The organism is Amycolatopsis sp. NPDC051758 (assembly GCF_044453095.1).
Taxonomy (GTDB): domain Bacteria; phylum Actinomycetota; class Actinomycetes; order Mycobacteriales; family Pseudonocardiaceae; genus Amycolatopsis.
Window position 1 is genome coordinate 415,906 of record NZ_JBITCJ010000009.1, and the last position, 13,216, is coordinate 429,121.

At 72.2% G+C, this 13,216-nt stretch carries 17 protein-coding genes; 10 read left to right on the forward strand and 7 right to left on the reverse strand.

Annotation, left to right across the window (positions count from 1 at the left end; translation table 11 throughout):
• Nucleotides 1-238: 238 nt before the first annotated feature.
• The 3 genes from ACIA5G_RS37690 to ACIA5G_RS37700 are packed head-to-tail and all read left to right on the forward strand — an operon-like array spanning nt 239 to nt 1,782.
• The gene (locus tag ACIA5G_RS37690) at nt 239-748 is read left to right on the forward strand and encodes a hypothetical protein (RefSeq protein WP_395932117.1); all 510 of its coding nucleotides are present in this window, start codon (nt 239-241) and stop codon (nt 746-748) included.
• A 25-nt stretch (nt 749-773) separates the two neighbouring features.
• Nucleotides 774-1,154 carry a DUF2203 domain-containing protein gene (locus tag ACIA5G_RS37695; RefSeq protein WP_395932119.1) on the forward strand — a complete coding sequence of 127 codons (381 nt, stop codon included), beginning with the start codon at nt 774-776 and terminating at the stop codon, nt 1,152-1,154.
• A gap of 10 nt (nt 1,155-1,164) precedes the next feature.
• Nucleotides 1,165-1,782 (forward strand): class I SAM-dependent methyltransferase, encoded by a 618-nt coding sequence (locus ACIA5G_RS37700; protein ID WP_395932121.1) that lies wholly within the window; start codon nt 1,165-1,167, stop codon nt 1,780-1,782.
• Nucleotides 1,783-1,784: 2 nt separating this feature from the next.
• Here the strand turns inward: ACIA5G_RS37700 and ACIA5G_RS37705 are convergent, their stop codons facing one another.
• Entirely contained in the window at nt 1,785-2,198 is a 414-nt protein-coding gene (locus ACIA5G_RS37705) for a DUF2000 family protein (protein ID WP_395932123.1), read from the reverse strand.
• A gap of 50 nt (nt 2,199-2,248) precedes the next feature.
• Between ACIA5G_RS37705 and ACIA5G_RS37710 the strand changes: the two genes are divergently transcribed.
• The 3 genes from ACIA5G_RS37710 to ACIA5G_RS37720 are packed head-to-tail and all read left to right on the forward strand — an operon-like array spanning nt 2,249 to nt 4,139.
• On the forward strand, nt 2,249-3,028 hold the full coding sequence (locus ACIA5G_RS37710; RefSeq protein ID WP_395932125.1) for a helix-turn-helix domain-containing protein: 780 nt from the start codon (nt 2,249-2,251) through the stop codon (nt 3,026-3,028).
• 21 nt (nt 3,029-3,049) lie between these two features.
• On the forward strand, nt 3,050-3,553 hold the full coding sequence (locus ACIA5G_RS37715; protein WP_395932127.1) for a DUF2165 domain-containing protein: 504 nt from the start codon (nt 3,050-3,052) through the stop codon (nt 3,551-3,553).
• Between the two features lie 4 nt (nt 3,554-3,557).
• Nucleotides 3,558-4,139 carry an HhH-GPD-type base excision DNA repair protein gene (locus ACIA5G_RS37720; RefSeq protein WP_395932129.1) on the forward strand — a complete coding sequence of 194 codons (582 nt, stop codon included), beginning with the start codon at nt 3,558-3,560 and terminating at the stop codon, nt 4,137-4,139.
• Here ACIA5G_RS37720 and ACIA5G_RS37725 read toward each other — a convergent pair.
• Nucleotides 4,136-4,693: a hypothetical protein gene (locus ACIA5G_RS37725; RefSeq protein WP_395932131.1), complete on the reverse strand. Its 558-nt coding sequence runs from the start codon at nt 4,691-4,693 to the stop codon at nt 4,136-4,138. The genes ACIA5G_RS37720 and ACIA5G_RS37725 overlap by 4 nt on opposite strands.
• An 87-nt stretch (nt 4,694-4,780) precedes the next feature.
• On the opposite strand from ACIA5G_RS37725, the gene ACIA5G_RS37730 reads away from it, so the two are divergent.
• Nucleotides 4,781-4,969 (forward strand): DUF1918 domain-containing protein, encoded by a 189-nt coding sequence (locus ACIA5G_RS37730; RefSeq protein WP_395932133.1) that lies wholly within the window; start codon nt 4,781-4,783, stop codon nt 4,967-4,969.
• Here ACIA5G_RS37730 and ACIA5G_RS37735 read toward each other — a convergent pair.
• A complete protein-coding gene (locus ACIA5G_RS37735) occupies nt 4,966-6,141 on the reverse strand; it encodes an MFS transporter (RefSeq protein WP_395932135.1) in 1,176 nt (391 codons plus the stop codon). The genes ACIA5G_RS37730 and ACIA5G_RS37735 overlap by 4 nt on opposite strands.
• Nucleotides 6,142-6,250: 109 nt before the next feature.
• Here ACIA5G_RS37735 and ACIA5G_RS37740 point away from each other — a divergent pair, with 109 nt between their 5' ends.
• Nucleotides 6,251-6,574 carry an ArsR/SmtB family transcription factor gene (locus ACIA5G_RS37740; RefSeq protein WP_395932137.1) on the forward strand — a complete coding sequence of 108 codons (324 nt, stop codon included), beginning with the start codon at nt 6,251-6,253 and terminating at the stop codon, nt 6,572-6,574.
• 196 nt (nt 6,575-6,770) lie between these two features.
• Nucleotides 6,771-7,952, forward strand: a complete 1,182-nt coding sequence (locus ACIA5G_RS37745; RefSeq protein ID WP_395932139.1) for an MFS transporter — start codon at nt 6,771-6,773, stop codon at nt 7,950-7,952.
• On the opposite strand, the gene ACIA5G_RS37750 is transcribed toward ACIA5G_RS37745, so the two are convergent.
• A complete protein-coding gene (locus ACIA5G_RS37750) occupies nt 7,949-8,272 on the reverse strand; it encodes a DUF3017 domain-containing protein (protein WP_395932141.1) in 324 nt (107 codons plus the stop codon). The two genes, ACIA5G_RS37745 and ACIA5G_RS37750, sit on opposite strands and share 4 nt — an antisense overlap.
• The gene (locus ACIA5G_RS37755; RefSeq protein ID WP_395932143.1) at nt 8,269-9,126 is read right to left on the reverse strand and encodes a bifunctional methylenetetrahydrofolate dehydrogenase/methenyltetrahydrofolate cyclohydrolase; all 858 of its coding nucleotides are present in this window, start codon (nt 9,124-9,126) and stop codon (nt 8,269-8,271) included. The genes ACIA5G_RS37750 and ACIA5G_RS37755 overlap by 4 nt, the downstream gene beginning before the upstream one ends.
• Before the next feature lie 188 nt (nt 9,127-9,314).
• On the opposite strand from ACIA5G_RS37755, the gene ACIA5G_RS37760 reads away from it, so the two are divergent.
• A complete protein-coding gene (locus tag ACIA5G_RS37760) occupies nt 9,315-12,032 on the forward strand; it encodes a glycohydrolase toxin TNT-related protein (RefSeq protein WP_395932145.1) in 2,718 nt (905 codons plus the stop codon).
• Between the two features lie 52 nt (nt 12,033-12,084).
• Here the strand turns inward: ACIA5G_RS37760 and ACIA5G_RS37765 are convergent, their stop codons facing one another.
• Complete coding sequence (locus ACIA5G_RS37765; RefSeq protein WP_395932147.1) at nt 12,085-12,672, reverse strand: pentapeptide repeat-containing protein; 588 nt, start codon at nt 12,670-12,672, stop codon at nt 12,085-12,087.
• Between the two features lie 28 nt (nt 12,673-12,700).
• The gene (locus ACIA5G_RS37770; RefSeq protein WP_395932149.1) at nt 12,701-13,159 is read right to left on the reverse strand and encodes a VOC family protein; all 459 of its coding nucleotides are present in this window, start codon (nt 13,157-13,159) and stop codon (nt 12,701-12,703) included.
• Between the last annotated feature and the right edge of the window lie 57 nt (nt 13,160-13,216).

The window sequence follows — 13,216 nt, forward strand, 5'->3', positions numbered from 1 at the left end:
CGGATCTTCGCGTTCTTCTTTTAAGTCTCGCCGGTAGCGGTACAAGCGTACTGCTTGACCGAGCTGGATGGTTCCAGTAGTGGTCGGTATCAAGTCTCCACCCGCGGAATGTGGCGCGGCTCACCGGGCACGACCTGCCGTTCGGCCGATCCGACCGCTCGCCGAGCGAGCGTCGCGCTCGGCGGGTGAACCAAGGCACGATGCCACCCGTGAACTCATCATGCGGGAGGTGACGGCCATGTCGACCCATCGGTACACCGAATACGAAGACGATTACGAGGACTACGACGACACTCCGGACGTGCTCGACGAGCGGCCGCGCAGAGGTGGCGCCCACGTCGTCAGCGCGCTGGGCGGGCTCGTGCTCACCCCGGTCGCGCTGGGCCTCCTGAGCTGGGGCGGGCTGCGCCAGCAACAGCTGATCCAGGCCACGCTCAGCACCAACCGCGACGCGCTGGGCATCGCGCTGCTGGCCGGCGGCGCGATCCTGCTGCTGGTGGTCGCCGCGCTCGGGGCGCTGTCGGCGGTCGGCCCGATCCTGGGCGGGCTGATCTACGGCGTGCTGCCGGGCGTCGCCGCGATGGCCATGCCGGAATGGGGCTTCCGGCTGGTGAACCTGATGCCGAAGAGCGACATCGCGTACGGCGTCATGGACTTCCTCTTCATCGGCGGGCTGCTCGGCGTGGGCTTCCTGCTCGTCGGGAGCGGACTGGCCAACGCGCTGGTGCGGCGGCGGCGCGAAGCCTGACGCGGGCCGATGGCAAAATCGGCGGATGGGACTGTTCACCGTCGCCGAAGCCCGAGACGAACTGGCGCGGCTGCGGCCGGTCCTCGCCGAACTGGTGCGGGTGCGCGCCGACGCGGCCGAGCTCGCGGCGTCGCTGCGCCCGGGCGGCCGCGCCACCGAGCTGGGCGGCCTGCCCGAGTGGAAGGCCGCGCAGGCCCGGCTCGACGACCTGATGACGACGGTCCAGCGCACCGGCGCCGAGCTCAAGGGGTTCGCGCCGCTGCTGGTCGACTTCCCGGCCGAACTCGACGGCACCGACGTGCTGCTGTGCTGGCTCGAAGGTGACCGGGAGCTGGGCTGGTACCACCGCGCCGACCTGGGGTTCGCGGGGCGCCGTCCGCTGAAAACCGCTGGTGGCCCCGGTTAGGTTGGGGTCCGTGGACCACGACGCGCGGGCCGCCGTCTTCGACGGCACGGCCGAACACTACGACGAAGACACCTTCCACGCCCAGGTGGCGGACGCGCTGGTCGCGCCCCTGCCGACCGGCCCGGGGCTCGTGCTGGACGTCGCGACCGGAACGGGCTTCGCGGCGTACGCGGCTTTGCGGCTGAAGCCTTCCCGAGTGCTGGCCGTCGATCTGTCGCCGGCGATGGTCGCGAAGGCCGAGGCGAAGGCGTCGTCGCTGGATCCGTCGGGACTGATCACGTGGCAGGTCGCGCCGGCGGTGCCGATGCCGTCGCCGGACGGGTCCGCCGACGTCGTGCTGTGCGCGTCCTCGCTGCACTTCCTGGGAGCGGTCGCGTTCGCGGACTGGCTGCGCGTGCTGCGGCCGGGCGGGCGGCTGGCGTTCTCGGTGGTGTCGGGCGCGCGGTTCCGGCCTTCAGGGGCCTTCGCGGAGTTCGTGCCGAGGGACATCACGTTCCCGACCGACAACACCGAGGCGGCCGCGCTGGCTTCGTCGGCCGGGTTCGTGGACGTTTCGGCCCGGACTTTCACGGTGACCGGCGAGGACCGGGTGCGGAGCGTCTTCGTGGTGCACGCGACGGCCCCCTGACCTCAACGGTGCAGGGACGCGCCCTTGAGGATCTTGTCCACCGCGTTCTTCGGCCCGTGCACCGCCAGGCCCGCCAAGGCCAGCTTCTCCCCCGGCACCGCGCGCACCGCCGCGCGGTTGTCGACGTCGTTGCCGGTGTGGAACAGCTCGTCGGTGAAGATCGAAATACGCAGGCCACGGCCGAGGGCGCGGGTGTGCGCCGCGGTCAGGACGTCCGCGGTGCCCGAGAACACCAGCACGGGCTGGCCGAACATCGGCAGGTACTCCGTCTCGTCGGCGTCGAAGTAGGGCTCGCCCATCAGCTCCGGCGTCACGTGGGCGATGCCGCTGACCAGGAACGCGGTCACGTTGAGCCGCTGCCAGGACGCCAGGTCGTCGCGGAGCAGGACGGCGATCTTCGTGTCGAAGGAAGTCATGCCGGAAAGACTCACCCGCCGGCCACGTTCGCGTCTTGTACGTTCTTGACATGGAGGCGCGCGTCTCGGCTTGGCGGCCGGCGGTCCCGGGGATCGCCGAGGTCTTCCACGCGCGGTTCATCACGCACGCCTACCCGCTGCACACCCACGACACGTGGACGCTGCTGATCGTCGACGACGGTGTCATCCGCTACGACCTCGACCGCCACCACCACGGCGCGCTCGGGCCGGCCGTGACGCTGCTGCCGCCGAACGTCGCGCACGACGGGCGGGCCGCGACCAGCCACGGCTTCCGCAAGCGCGTGCTCTACCTGGACACGTCGGTGCTGGGCGAGGACCTCATCGGCGCGGCGGTCGACCGGCCGAGCCTCGCCGACGGGCTGCTGCGCACCCGCATCCACCAGCTGCACGAATCCCTCGCCGACTCCGCTGACGCGCTCGAGGCCGAGAGCCGGCTCGCGCTCGTCGCCGAACGGCTGCACACCCACCTCGGCCGGCCGGCGGCCCACGAGCCGAAGCGCGGCCTCGCGGACGACCTGCGCGACCTTCTCGACGCTCGCCTGCCCGAGGCGCTGACGCTGGCCGAAGCCGCCGAGACGCTCGGCGCGCACCCCGCGTACCTCGTCCGCTGCTTCGGCGCGCGGTTCGGGCTGCCCCCGCACCGCTACCTGACCGGCCGCCGGGTCGACCGCGCCCGCCGGCTGCTGCTCGACGGCTCCCCGGCCGCGGAGGTCGCCGCCGTCGCCGGGTTCACCGACCAGGCCCACCTGACGCGGCACTTCAAGCGGTACCTGGGCACAACGCCGTCGAGGTACTCGAAAACCCGGTGACAGCGTCGTTACGATCCGCACATGGGGTTTCTCGCCAGGATCGGCGGCCTGCGGTTCGTGGTCGTCGTCCTCACCGCCATGACCGCGCTCCAGATGGCGCTCATCGCGTTCGGCAACATCACCGACTTCGGCACCAACCAGGCGTTCGTGCAGCACGTGCTCGCGATGGACACGACGTTCCGCTCGCCGGACATGATGTGGCGCGCGATCACCAGCCCGGGCCTGCAGAACACCGCCTACGTCGTGATCATCGTCTGGGAGACGCTGACCGCGCTGGTGCTGATCGCGGCGTTCGTCGCGTGGCTGCGCGCCCGCACCGAGACGGCTCGCCGGCTCTCGACGCTCGGCTGGGTGATGTGGGTGCTGCTGTTCGGGGTCGGCTTCCTCGCCATCGGCGGTGAGTGGTTCCAGATGTGGCAGTCGGACAAGTGGAACGGCCTCCAGCCGGCGCTGCAGAACTTCCTCATCGCAACGGTCGCGCTGGTCATCGCCCATCTCCCGGCGAAGGAAGCTGTGTCAAGATGACGGCATGCTGCGCGAACTGCACCTGACCGGCGACCCGGCCGCCGACAAGCTGCTGAACGACGACCCGTTCGCCCTGCTCGTCGGGATGCTCCTGGACCAGCAGTACCCGATGGAGCACGCGTTCGCCGGCCCGCGCAAGATCGCCGACCGGATGGACGGCTTCTCCCTGGCGAAGATCGCCGCGACCGACGTCGAAACGTTCGTCGAGATGTGCGTGGTGCCGCCGGCCATCCACCGCTACGGCGGTTCGATGGCCCGCCGCGTCCACGCGCTCGCGCTGCACATCATCGAGAACTACGACGGCCGCACCGAGGGCATCTGGCTCGACGGCCGCCCCAAGCCCGACGGCCCGGAAGTCCTAAAGCGCCTTCGCGCCTTGCCTGGCTTCGGCGAGCAGAAGGCGAAGATCTTCCTGGCGCTGCTTGGCAAGCAGCGCGGCGTCCAGCCGAAAGGCTGGCGCGAAACCGCCGGCTCCTACGGCGACCGCGGCTCCCGCCGGTCGATCGCCGACGTCACCAACGGCGAGACCCTCGCCGAGGTCCGCGCGTTCAAGAAGGCCGCCAAGGCCGCGGCCGCGTCGAGCTAACGCACCCAGACGCGCAGCGGGCCGAGCGGCTCCGCGCCGTGTTCGAGGGCGTTGTCCAGCGCGCCGCCGTGTTCGTAACCGACGACCGGGACGCCGGGGAACGCGGCTGACACCGCCGCGACCGCGCCCGGCCAGCCCACGTCCGGGCCAGTGAAGTTGGACAGGCCGACCACACCGTCACCGCGGTGGGCGACGACCTGGTTCTCGCCGCGGGACAGCAACGCCACCGAGTCCCCCAGCGGTGACGCGGCGCGCTGCCAGCCCGGCTCGGGAATGCCCGGCCCGCACCCGATCCACGTCGCTTCGAACAGCACCGAGAAGCCCGGCAGTTCCAGCGTCGCGAAGCTGTCTTTCACCGAGCAGCCCGCCGATCCGTCGACGAACGGGAGCACGTCGGACACCGTGGCGCGCGGGTCGAGCGTCACGGCGTCCGGGTAGTACTGCGGGGTGCGGCGCGGGCTCGTCCAGGCGCGCGGGCCGAACCGCCCGCCGCCGGCGACGAGTGCGCACCAGGCGGCGTTCTCCGCGACCGCGGCGCGGCCGATTCCGTCCATAGTGGACCTTCTTACCGCCGATTCCCGCCGTTCGCCGGGACCGCGGGCCGGTTCGTGCTCCTACTCTGGACACGGAGGTGAAGTCCCATGCGCGCAGTCGTCGGGGACAAAATCCAGGTGCACGGCCGTACCGTCGGCTCGGCCGGACAGCGGGGCGAGATCCTCGAGGTCCGCGGGCCCGACGGCGCACCGCCCTACCTCGTGCGGTTCGCCGACGGGCACGAAGGCCTCGTCCATCCCGGGCCCGACTGCGAAGTCCAGGCCCGCACCGACTAGACGGCGACCTCTTCCCGCGGGGCGCGGACCCGGCCCCACGCCGCTCCCACGAGCAGCAGGGCGAGCAGGGTCAGCCCGGCCGCGACCTCCGGCAGCAGCAGCGGGCCGCCGGAGTCGAGCACCGCGCCGCCGACCACGCCGGACAGGCCGACGCCGAGGTAGATCGCCGACGCGTTGAGCGAGAGCACCAGGCCCGCGTGGCCCGGGGCCAGCTCGATCAGCCGGTGCTGCACCGGCGGGCTGAACGACCACGTCGCCATGCCCCACACGAACAGCGCGACGCCGGCCGCGATCGGGGTCGCCGTCGCGATCGGCAGGAGCGCCATGATCACGGTGATCGAGGCCGTCACGACGAGCAGCGGCGCGCGCGAACCCCAGCGGTCGGCCGCCCGGCCGCCGGCGAAGTTGCCGACCGCGCCGCCGACGCCGTAGCAGAACAGCAGGATCGTCACGGTCGTGCCGTGCACACCCGCGGTCGCGGCCAGCAGCGGCGACACGAACGTGTAGACCATGAACGCGGCGAGGCAGCCGAGGACCGTCACGGCCAGCATGACGAGCACACGCGGGTCGCGGCCGGCGGCGAACCGTTCGGCCAGGCTGACCCGCGGCGGTGCCTCGACCGACGGCAGCGCCATCCGCACGGCCAGCGCGCTCGCCAGCGAGAACACGGCGACCAGTGCGAACGCCGCCCGGTAGCCCAGGTGCTGCGAGATGAGACTGCCCAGCGGCACGCCGAAGATGAGCGCGACGGTCAGGCCGCCGAACACGAGCGCGATCGCGCGGCCCCGGCGTTCCGGGGCGGTCAGCTGGGCCGCCACGGCACTCGCCGCGGGGGTGAACACCGCGGCGCCGATCGCGGTCACCACCCGGGCCAGCAGGAGCGTGCCGTAGCCGGGCGCGAGCGCGGCGAACAGGTTGCCGGCGGCGGTCACGACGAGCGCCGCGACCAGCAGCGTCCGGCGTTCCCAGGTGCCGGTGACGGCGGCGAAGAGCGGCGAGCCGATCGCGTACGCGATGGCGAAGGCGGTCACGAGCTGCGCCGCGGCGGTGGCCGAGACGTGCAGCTCACCGGTCAGCGCGGGCAGCAGCCCGGCGACGATGTAGCCGCTGGTCCCGACGCCGAACGCGCCGAAGGCGAGCACGGAGATCCTCGAGGACGAGGGTGCGGACATGGGTGGAGCCCCCAAGCGGAACAGAGGATTGGTTCGACGAACGTCGTAGTTCGACAGTCACCGTACTACGCCGGTCTGACAATTTCGACCGCCGTCGTACTATGGAGCCATGCCGAAGACCGCTGCGCTGCCGCCGATCGTCCACCCGACGCGGGACGAGATCACCGTCGAAGGCGTGCTCCGCGCACTGGCCGACCCGGTGCGGCTGGGCATCGTGCGCCAGCTCGCGGCGGCCGGGTGCGAGATCGCCTGCGGCGGGCTGACCGTGCCGGTGACGAAGTCCACAATCACCCACCACCTGAGCATCCTGCGCCAGGCCGGGGTCGTGGCCGGCCGGCAGGAGGGCACGACCCGGTTCAACTCGTTGCGCCGCAAGGATCTTGACGCCCTCTTCCCGGGCCTCCTGGACGGCGTCCTCGCCGCTCCGCGCTGATCACCGCGGCACGGGTGTGGATCGTCACCCGATATCGGGATGACAACGACCCCCCTCGTCGGTTGGACTGTGCGTAGGACAGCTCACGGCGCTGGGGCCGGATGGCTGTCTTCCTTTTTGTCCCCTGACTGAACCGATCCAGTAACCAACGCTGAGTTCGGCCAAGTAATCGTTTACCCACCCTGGAAGGAGTGCCGTGCCCGTCGCGCTGCTCGCGCTCGCCATCGGAGCTTTCGGCATCGGGACCACCGAGTTCGTCATGATGGGCGTGCTGCCCCAGGCGGCCGCCGACTTCGGCGTCGACATCCCGACCGCCGGCTACCTCATCTCCGGTTACGCCCTCGGCGTCGTCATCGGCGCCCCCCTGCTCACCGCGGCCGCCGTGCGGCTGCCGCGCAAGACCATGCTGCTGGCCATGATGGGCCTGTTCACGCTGGGCAACGCCCTCTTCGCGCTGTCGCCCAACCAGGAGTTCGGCGTCGCGTTCCGGTTCCTCGCCGGGCTGCCCCACGGCGCGTTCTTCGGCGCCGGCGCGGTGGTCGCGTCCAGCCTCGTCGGCCCCGGCCAGCGCGCCAAGGCCGTGTCGATGATGTTCCTGGGGCTGACCCTGGCGAACGTCATCGGCGTGCCGCTCGGGACGCTGCTCGGCCAACAGGTCGGCTGGCGCGCCACCTTCGGCGTCGTCGCGGTCATCGGCCTGGTCGCCGCGGCCGCCATCGCCAAGCTCGTCCCGCACCAGGGCAAGCCCGCCGAGGCGTCGCTGCGCACCGAGCTCGGCGCGTTCAAGCGGCCGCAGGTGCACCTGGCGCTGGCGATCGTCACGTTCGGGCTGGGCGGCGTGTTCGCCTGCCTGTCGTACATCACGCCGATGCTGACCGACGTCGCCGGCTACTCGCCGTCGAACGTCACCCTGCTGCTGTCGCTGGCCGGGGTCGGCATGACCATCGGCAACCTGCTCGGCGGCCGCCTGGCCGACCGCGCGCTGATGCCGGGCCTGTACGCCGCGCTGCTGTCGCTGGCCTGCGTGCTGGGGATCTTCACGATCACCGCGCAGGGCAAGGTCGGCGCCGCGATCACGATCTTCTTCGTCGGCGTCGCCGGGTTCATGATCGGCCCGATGATGCAGGCGCGGATCATGGAGAAGGCCGGCGGCACCCCGTCGCTGGTGTCGGCCGCGGTGCAGTCGGCGTTCAACATCGCCAACTCGATCGGGGCGTACCTCGGCGGCCTGGTCATCGCCGGCGGCCTCGGCCTGGTCGCCCCCAACTGGGTCGGCGCGCTCCTGGCCGTCTTCGGGCTCTCGCTCGCGATCGTCTCGGGCACATTGGACCGTCGCGAAGCTCGCGCCGAACGGCGTGAACTCGCGATGGCGTCCTAAGAGGAGCTGAGCGGGCCGCCGATGATGGTCAACGCCACGTAGAGCACGGCCACGGCGAGGGCGGCGTACGTCACGATGTCGACGACCTTGCCGCGGATCGCCAGCAGGCCGGCGCGCTCCGTCGGCAGCACCGCCCGCAGCACCCCGGCGAGGAGGAGCGCGGCGCCGATCAGCGCCGCGCCCTCACGCCAGTGGTACTGGACGATCCGCAGCACGGCGACGGCCACCACCAGCAGCACCACCGCGAACGGGAGCTGGGTGAACCGCGCCGGCCGGCCCCGGCGGTCGTGGACGTCCCGCCGGTCCTCGGTCATCGTCATCGGCCCTGTACCGAGCGTTCCGCCGCTTCGACGACGTTGCTCACCAGCATCGCCCGGGTCATCGGGCCGACACCGCCGGGATTCGGCGAGATCCAGCCGGCCACCTCGGCCACGTCCGGGTGAACATCGCCGGTGAGTTTGCCGTCCACGTGGGACACGCCGACGTCGAGCACCGCCGCGCCCGGCGCGACCATGTCCGGCGTGATGATCCCGGGCACCCCCGCCGCGGCGATCACGATGTCGGCGCGGCGGACCTCGGCGGCGAGGTCGCGGGTGCCGGTGTGGCACAGGGTGACGGTGGCGTTCTCGCTGCGGCGGGTCAGCAGCAGGCCGAGCGTGCGGCCGACGGTGATGCCGCGGCCGACGACGGTGACCTGCGCGCCGTTCAGCTCGACGCCGTGGCGCTTGAGCAGCTCGATGATCCCGTACGGCGTGCACGGCAGCGCGCCCCGCTGGCCGAGCACGAGCCGGCCGAGGCTGACCGGCGCGAGGCCGTCGGCGTCCTTCTCCGGGTCGATCCGCTCGAGCACACGGTTCGCGTCCAGGTGCTTCGGCAGCGGCAGCTGCACGATGTAGCCGTGGCAGGCCGGGTCGGCGTTGAGGTCGTCGACGACGGCCTCGAGCTTCTCCTGGGTGATGTCGGCCGGCAGGTCGCGGCGAATCGAGTTGACCCCGATCTTGCCGCTGTCGGCGTGCTTCATCCGCACGTATGAATGCGACCCGGGGTCGTCTCCCACCAGGACGGTGCCGAGACCCGGCGTCACCCCCTTCGCGGCCAGCGCCGCGACGCGTGGCTCGAGCTCCGCAAAAATGGCGTTCTTGGTGGCCTTGCCGTCGAGAATCTTCGCCGTCACGCACCCCATTCTGGCAAAGCGGCCCCTGCGCGTCGCTTCCAGGCGCGGGTCGTCGCAGCCCGTAGAGTGTTCGTCACCCCCACACGGTCCATTCGCGACGTTGGCCGCGATCAAGCTGTGATCTACCGCACGTTGCATCACACGAGGTCAGACCGGGTGCCATCGGGTGGCCGAGCGGCAAAACCCACATGCGGGGTGCACTCGCGCGCGCGAACAGTCAAAATGTCCCCGTGGCACAACCGACGACGCAGCTGAACGCGACCGAGCAGGACACCCTGGTCAAGCAGATCGGACTTGCCCTGCTCCGTGCCGCCCCTCGCGACTGGCGCAAGGTCTCCGCGGAGTACCGAGCCGTCGGGAGGTACCACGAGCTGACCGGCGAGATCGTCACCGAGGACGGCACGGTGCACGAGTGGCTGGCCACGCACGACATCGCCACGTTGTTCGGCAGGCTGCGCGGGGGCATGTACCGCGACGGCCGGGGCACCTGGTTCAACGCGCGCTACCAGCTCGACCACCCGTCCAGCTACAACCTCGAGTACAACCGCGACGAACCCGTGTGGAACCTCGCGCCGCCGCCGCAGGCCTACTCCGACGAGCTGCGGATGTTCCCGCGGACCGAGGACAACGTCCCCGAATGGCTGATCCGGCGGATGTCCGGGCTCGGCCCGGAGCAGCCGGGGCCGCACTTCCGGATCGCCCGGATCTTCGACACCGTCGGCCCGGCGGGCCGCCCGGTGATCAACCGCCCCGACCTCGAGGTCGACGAGCAGGACCGGCTCCTGGAGTACCTGGGGCAGGCGCCGCTGGTCGTGCCCGAACGCGGGTACGACATCGACCGGCTGGCCGCGACGCCGGAGGCCACCGTCCCGGTCGCCTTCCACAGTGACGGCCAGTGGGTCTGGCCCGCCGCCGTCAACTTCTACCTGCACAAGTACGGCGTCTCGCCGGAGCCGGACCTGGTCGAGCACGTCCGCGCGGTCGGCTTCAAGCTGCCGCCGGTCGACGAGCCGACGCTGCAGGCCGCCGCCGCGTACCTGACCCGGGGCAACCAGCCGCCGCAGCAGCGCCCCGCCGGGCCGCCCCCGCAGGGGCCGCCGCCGCAGGGCCCGCCGCCCCAGCAGCAGGTGCCGCCGCAGCAGGCCCCGGTGGGCCCGCCACCGGGCGCGGCCGCCGTGGCCCCGCCCGTCCTCCCGCCGCAGCACCAGGAGCCGCCTGCGCCGGTCGAGGCCCCGCTTTCGGTGCACACCCCCGCCGAGCCGGAAGCCCCGGCGGAGGAGCACGAGTACGTCGAAGAGGCCGAGTACCCCGAGGACGGCTACGACGACCAGGAGTTCGACGACCGCTTCGCCGAAGAGGACCAGTACGCCGAGGAGGAGTACGACCAGCCGGCCGAGCACGCCGCGGGCTCGAACGGCTCGTCGCCGGAGCCGGGCCGGGTGCCCGACCTCGACGAGACCGCGGAGTACGTCCCCGACCAGCCGATCGGGCACGAGGCGGAGCCGCCGCGGGACGGCGAGCCCTTCGCCGGCCTCCACGACGACGAACCGGCGCAGAGCTTCCAGCCCGCCGAGCCGGCGCACGCCGGGTTCGAGCCGCGGCACGAGGACGAGCCGGCGCACTCCGCGTTCCAGCCCCGCCACGACGAGGAGGACGCCGAGCCCGCGCACGCGTTCGAGCCGCCGCAGCCGCCCCGGCACGAGGAGCCGCCCGCGTTCGACCCCGGGCCGCCGACCATGATCACCCAGCCCGAGGTGCCCGGCGTGCTGCCGGTGCCGGAGCCGCCGGCCCCGGCGCCCCAGCCCGCGGCCCCGGCCGAGCCGCCCCGATCGGGCCGCCGGGCGCTGCGCCGCGAGACGCCGGACCACCCGGTGCTCGCCGGGCTGCAGGAGAAGCTGGACGAGCTCGAAGTGCCGGAAAGCGGCTACAAGCTGGGCGAGCCCGCCGAACACGGCTGGAGCGTCGAGCAGGTCGACGACGGCTGGCGGGTCGGCTGGTATGACGGCAAGCTCAGCAACCCGGCGGTCTTCGGCGACGCCGAGGACGCGGCCGCGTTCATGCTCGGCAAGCTGCTGCTCAACCCGGAAGGCCACGTGCCGGAGGAGCCGCCCGCGCCGGAACCCGAACCGGAACCCGAGCCTGAGCCCGAGCCGGCGCCGCAGCGGGTCACGCTGTCGCCGGAGGTCGCGACCGGGTCGTACCCGGTCCGCAAGCCGGAGCCGGTGCCCGCCCAGGAGCAGACGGCGTTCACCAGCGCCGACGAGCTGTTCGGCGACCTCGATGACGACGAGCCGCCGGCCCCGCCGCGCCAGCCCGCCCCGCCGGCCCCGGTGCCGGCCGGACCCGGGCCCCAGTCGGCGCAGCAGCAGGCCGGCCCGCCGCCGGTCGCCCCGGCGCCGCCGCGTCGTGAGCCGCCGCCGTCCGCGCCGACCGTCCTGGCTCCCGCGGTACAGGCCGCTCCGCCGGTCCAGCCGCCGGCGCCACCGGCGCCGCCGCGTCGTGAGGAGCCGGTGCGGCCGGCCGTCAACGGCGGTGGTGGCGGTGGCCAGCAGCAGTGGCCGATCGGGCCGATGGCCGGTGAGCCGCCGCTGACGCTGTTCCGCGGCAAGGAGCTGCGGGAGCTGCCGGCGGGCAGCGAGCTGGACCGCTTCGGCGGCCCGAACGGCAACCTGACGTACGCGGCGGGCACGCCGTTCGCCGAGCGCTCGCTGGTGCCGGAGTGGGTGAACCGCCCGTACCACGTCTACCGCGTGCAGCGGCCGCTCGAGGCGCTGGCCGGTGTCGCGATCCCGTGGTTCAACCAGCCGGGCGGCGGGTCGGCGTACCTGCTGCCGGCGTCGATCGAGGAACTGGTCGCCGAGGGCGACCTGATCGAGCTCGACCCGGGCGAACCGCCGATCGACTGACGGTGTTCGCGGACCGGCGGCAGGCCTTCGGGCCCGCCGCCGGTTTTGCGTTCTAGCGGATGACGAGCCCGTGGGCGGCGGCGAAGGCGATGGCCGTCTCGACGTCGACCTCGGCGCCCCGCAGATCGGCCTGGACGAGCGCGTTCGCGTCGAGACGCGCACCGCGCAGGTCCGCGCCGTCGAACTTCGCGCCCTGGAGGCGGGCGCCGGTCAGGTCACTGCCGCGGAGGTCGGCGCCGGTGAGGTCGGCCTCCATCAGGTTGGCTTCGCGCAGCCGGAGCCCGGACAGCCCGAGCCGGCGCAGCCGCGCCTTCGCCAGGGACGCCAGCGAAAGGTCGCAGTCGGTGAGCGCGATGCCGCCGAACCCGCTGTCGGCGAACGACGTGCCGAGCAGCGAGCACCCCGTCCAGCGGCTCTCGGCGAGCACTGTGCGGTCGAAGGTGCAGGAGCGGAAGGCGGACGCGTCGTGCCGCGAACGGGACAGATCGGCCTTGCTGAACACGCAGTCGTCGAAGGTGCAGCCGCGGGTTCGCAGCCCGCTCAGGTCCGCCCCGGTGAAGTCGCAGCCGGTGAACTGCCGTTTTTCCCACCACTGCCCGGACAACACCGCTTCGCGGTAGTCCTCCCCCGTCTCCAGCACGGCCCCAGGGTGCCACACACGCCGGCGGCTAGAGCTTCGCACCCTGGACGTAGTTCATCGCCTCGATGTACTCGGGCAGCTGCGCGCGCCGTGTCATTTCGGCTTCGTCCAGGTTCTCCAGGCGGGTCTGGATCCACCACAGGTTGCCGAAGGGGTCACGCACGCGCCCGACGCGGTCGCCGAAGAACAAGACCGTCTGGCGGGTCACCTCGCTCGCTCCCGCTTCGATCGCGCGTCGCTGGGTTTCTTCGCTGTCCGGCACGTAAAGCCGCAGGAACGCCGGAGTCGCGGCCCAGTCGCCGGGCGAGTCGAACGCCATCACGACCGCGTCGCCGATGCGGACCTCCGCGTGGCCGATCTTCCCGTCCTCGCCGACGACCCGGCCGAGCTCCTCGGCGTCGAACGCGCGCTTCAGGAAGTCGAGCAGACCGGCGGTGTGGTGGCCGATGATCCACGGGGTGACCGTCGTGTAGCCCTCGGGAACCATGTTTCCTCCTCGGTCGGTGTGGCCACGACCATAAGATCGAAATAGGACAGGTCCTGA

What these genes read in the sequence shown, in the direction of transcription:
- ACIA5G_RS37690 (WP_395932117.1), top strand. Translation starts at nt 239, where the DNA reads ATGTCGACCCATCGGTACACCGAATACGAAGACGATTACGAGGACTAC.
- ACIA5G_RS37695 (WP_395932119.1), top strand. Translation starts at nt 774, where the DNA reads ATGGGACTGTTCACCGTCGCCGAAGCCCGAGACGAACTGGCGCGGCTG.
- ACIA5G_RS37705 (WP_395932123.1), bottom strand. Translation starts at nt 2,198, where the DNA reads ATGACTTCCTTCGACACGAAGATCGCCGTCCTGCTCCGCGACGACCTG.
- ACIA5G_RS37710 (WP_395932125.1), top strand. Translation starts at nt 2,249, where the DNA reads ATGGAGGCGCGCGTCTCGGCTTGGCGGCCGGCGGTCCCGGGGATCGCC.
- ACIA5G_RS37715 (WP_395932127.1), top strand. Translation starts at nt 3,050, where the DNA reads ATGGGGTTTCTCGCCAGGATCGGCGGCCTGCGGTTCGTGGTCGTCGTC.
- ACIA5G_RS37720 (WP_395932129.1), top strand. Translation starts at nt 3,558, where the DNA reads ATGCTGCGCGAACTGCACCTGACCGGCGACCCGGCCGCCGACAAGCTG.
- ACIA5G_RS37725 (WP_395932131.1), bottom strand. Translation starts at nt 4,693, where the DNA reads ATGGACGGAATCGGCCGCGCCGCGGTCGCGGAGAACGCCGCCTGGTGC.
- ACIA5G_RS37730 (WP_395932133.1), top strand. Translation starts at nt 4,781, where the DNA reads ATGCGCGCAGTCGTCGGGGACAAAATCCAGGTGCACGGCCGTACCGTC.
- ACIA5G_RS37735 (WP_395932135.1), bottom strand. Translation starts at nt 6,141, where the DNA reads ATGTCCGCACCCTCGTCCTCGAGGATCTCCGTGCTCGCCTTCGGCGCG.
- ACIA5G_RS37740 (WP_395932137.1), top strand. Translation starts at nt 6,251, where the DNA reads ATGCCGAAGACCGCTGCGCTGCCGCCGATCGTCCACCCGACGCGGGAC.
- ACIA5G_RS37750 (WP_395932141.1), bottom strand. Translation starts at nt 8,272, where the DNA reads ATGACGATGACCGAGGACCGGCGGGACGTCCACGACCGCCGGGGCCGG.
- ACIA5G_RS37760 (WP_395932145.1), top strand. Translation starts at nt 9,315, where the DNA reads ATGCGGGGTGCACTCGCGCGCGCGAACAGTCAAAATGTCCCCGTGGCA.
- ACIA5G_RS37770 (WP_395932149.1), bottom strand. Translation starts at nt 13,159, where the DNA reads ATGGTTCCCGAGGGCTACACGACGGTCACCCCGTGGATCATCGGCCAC.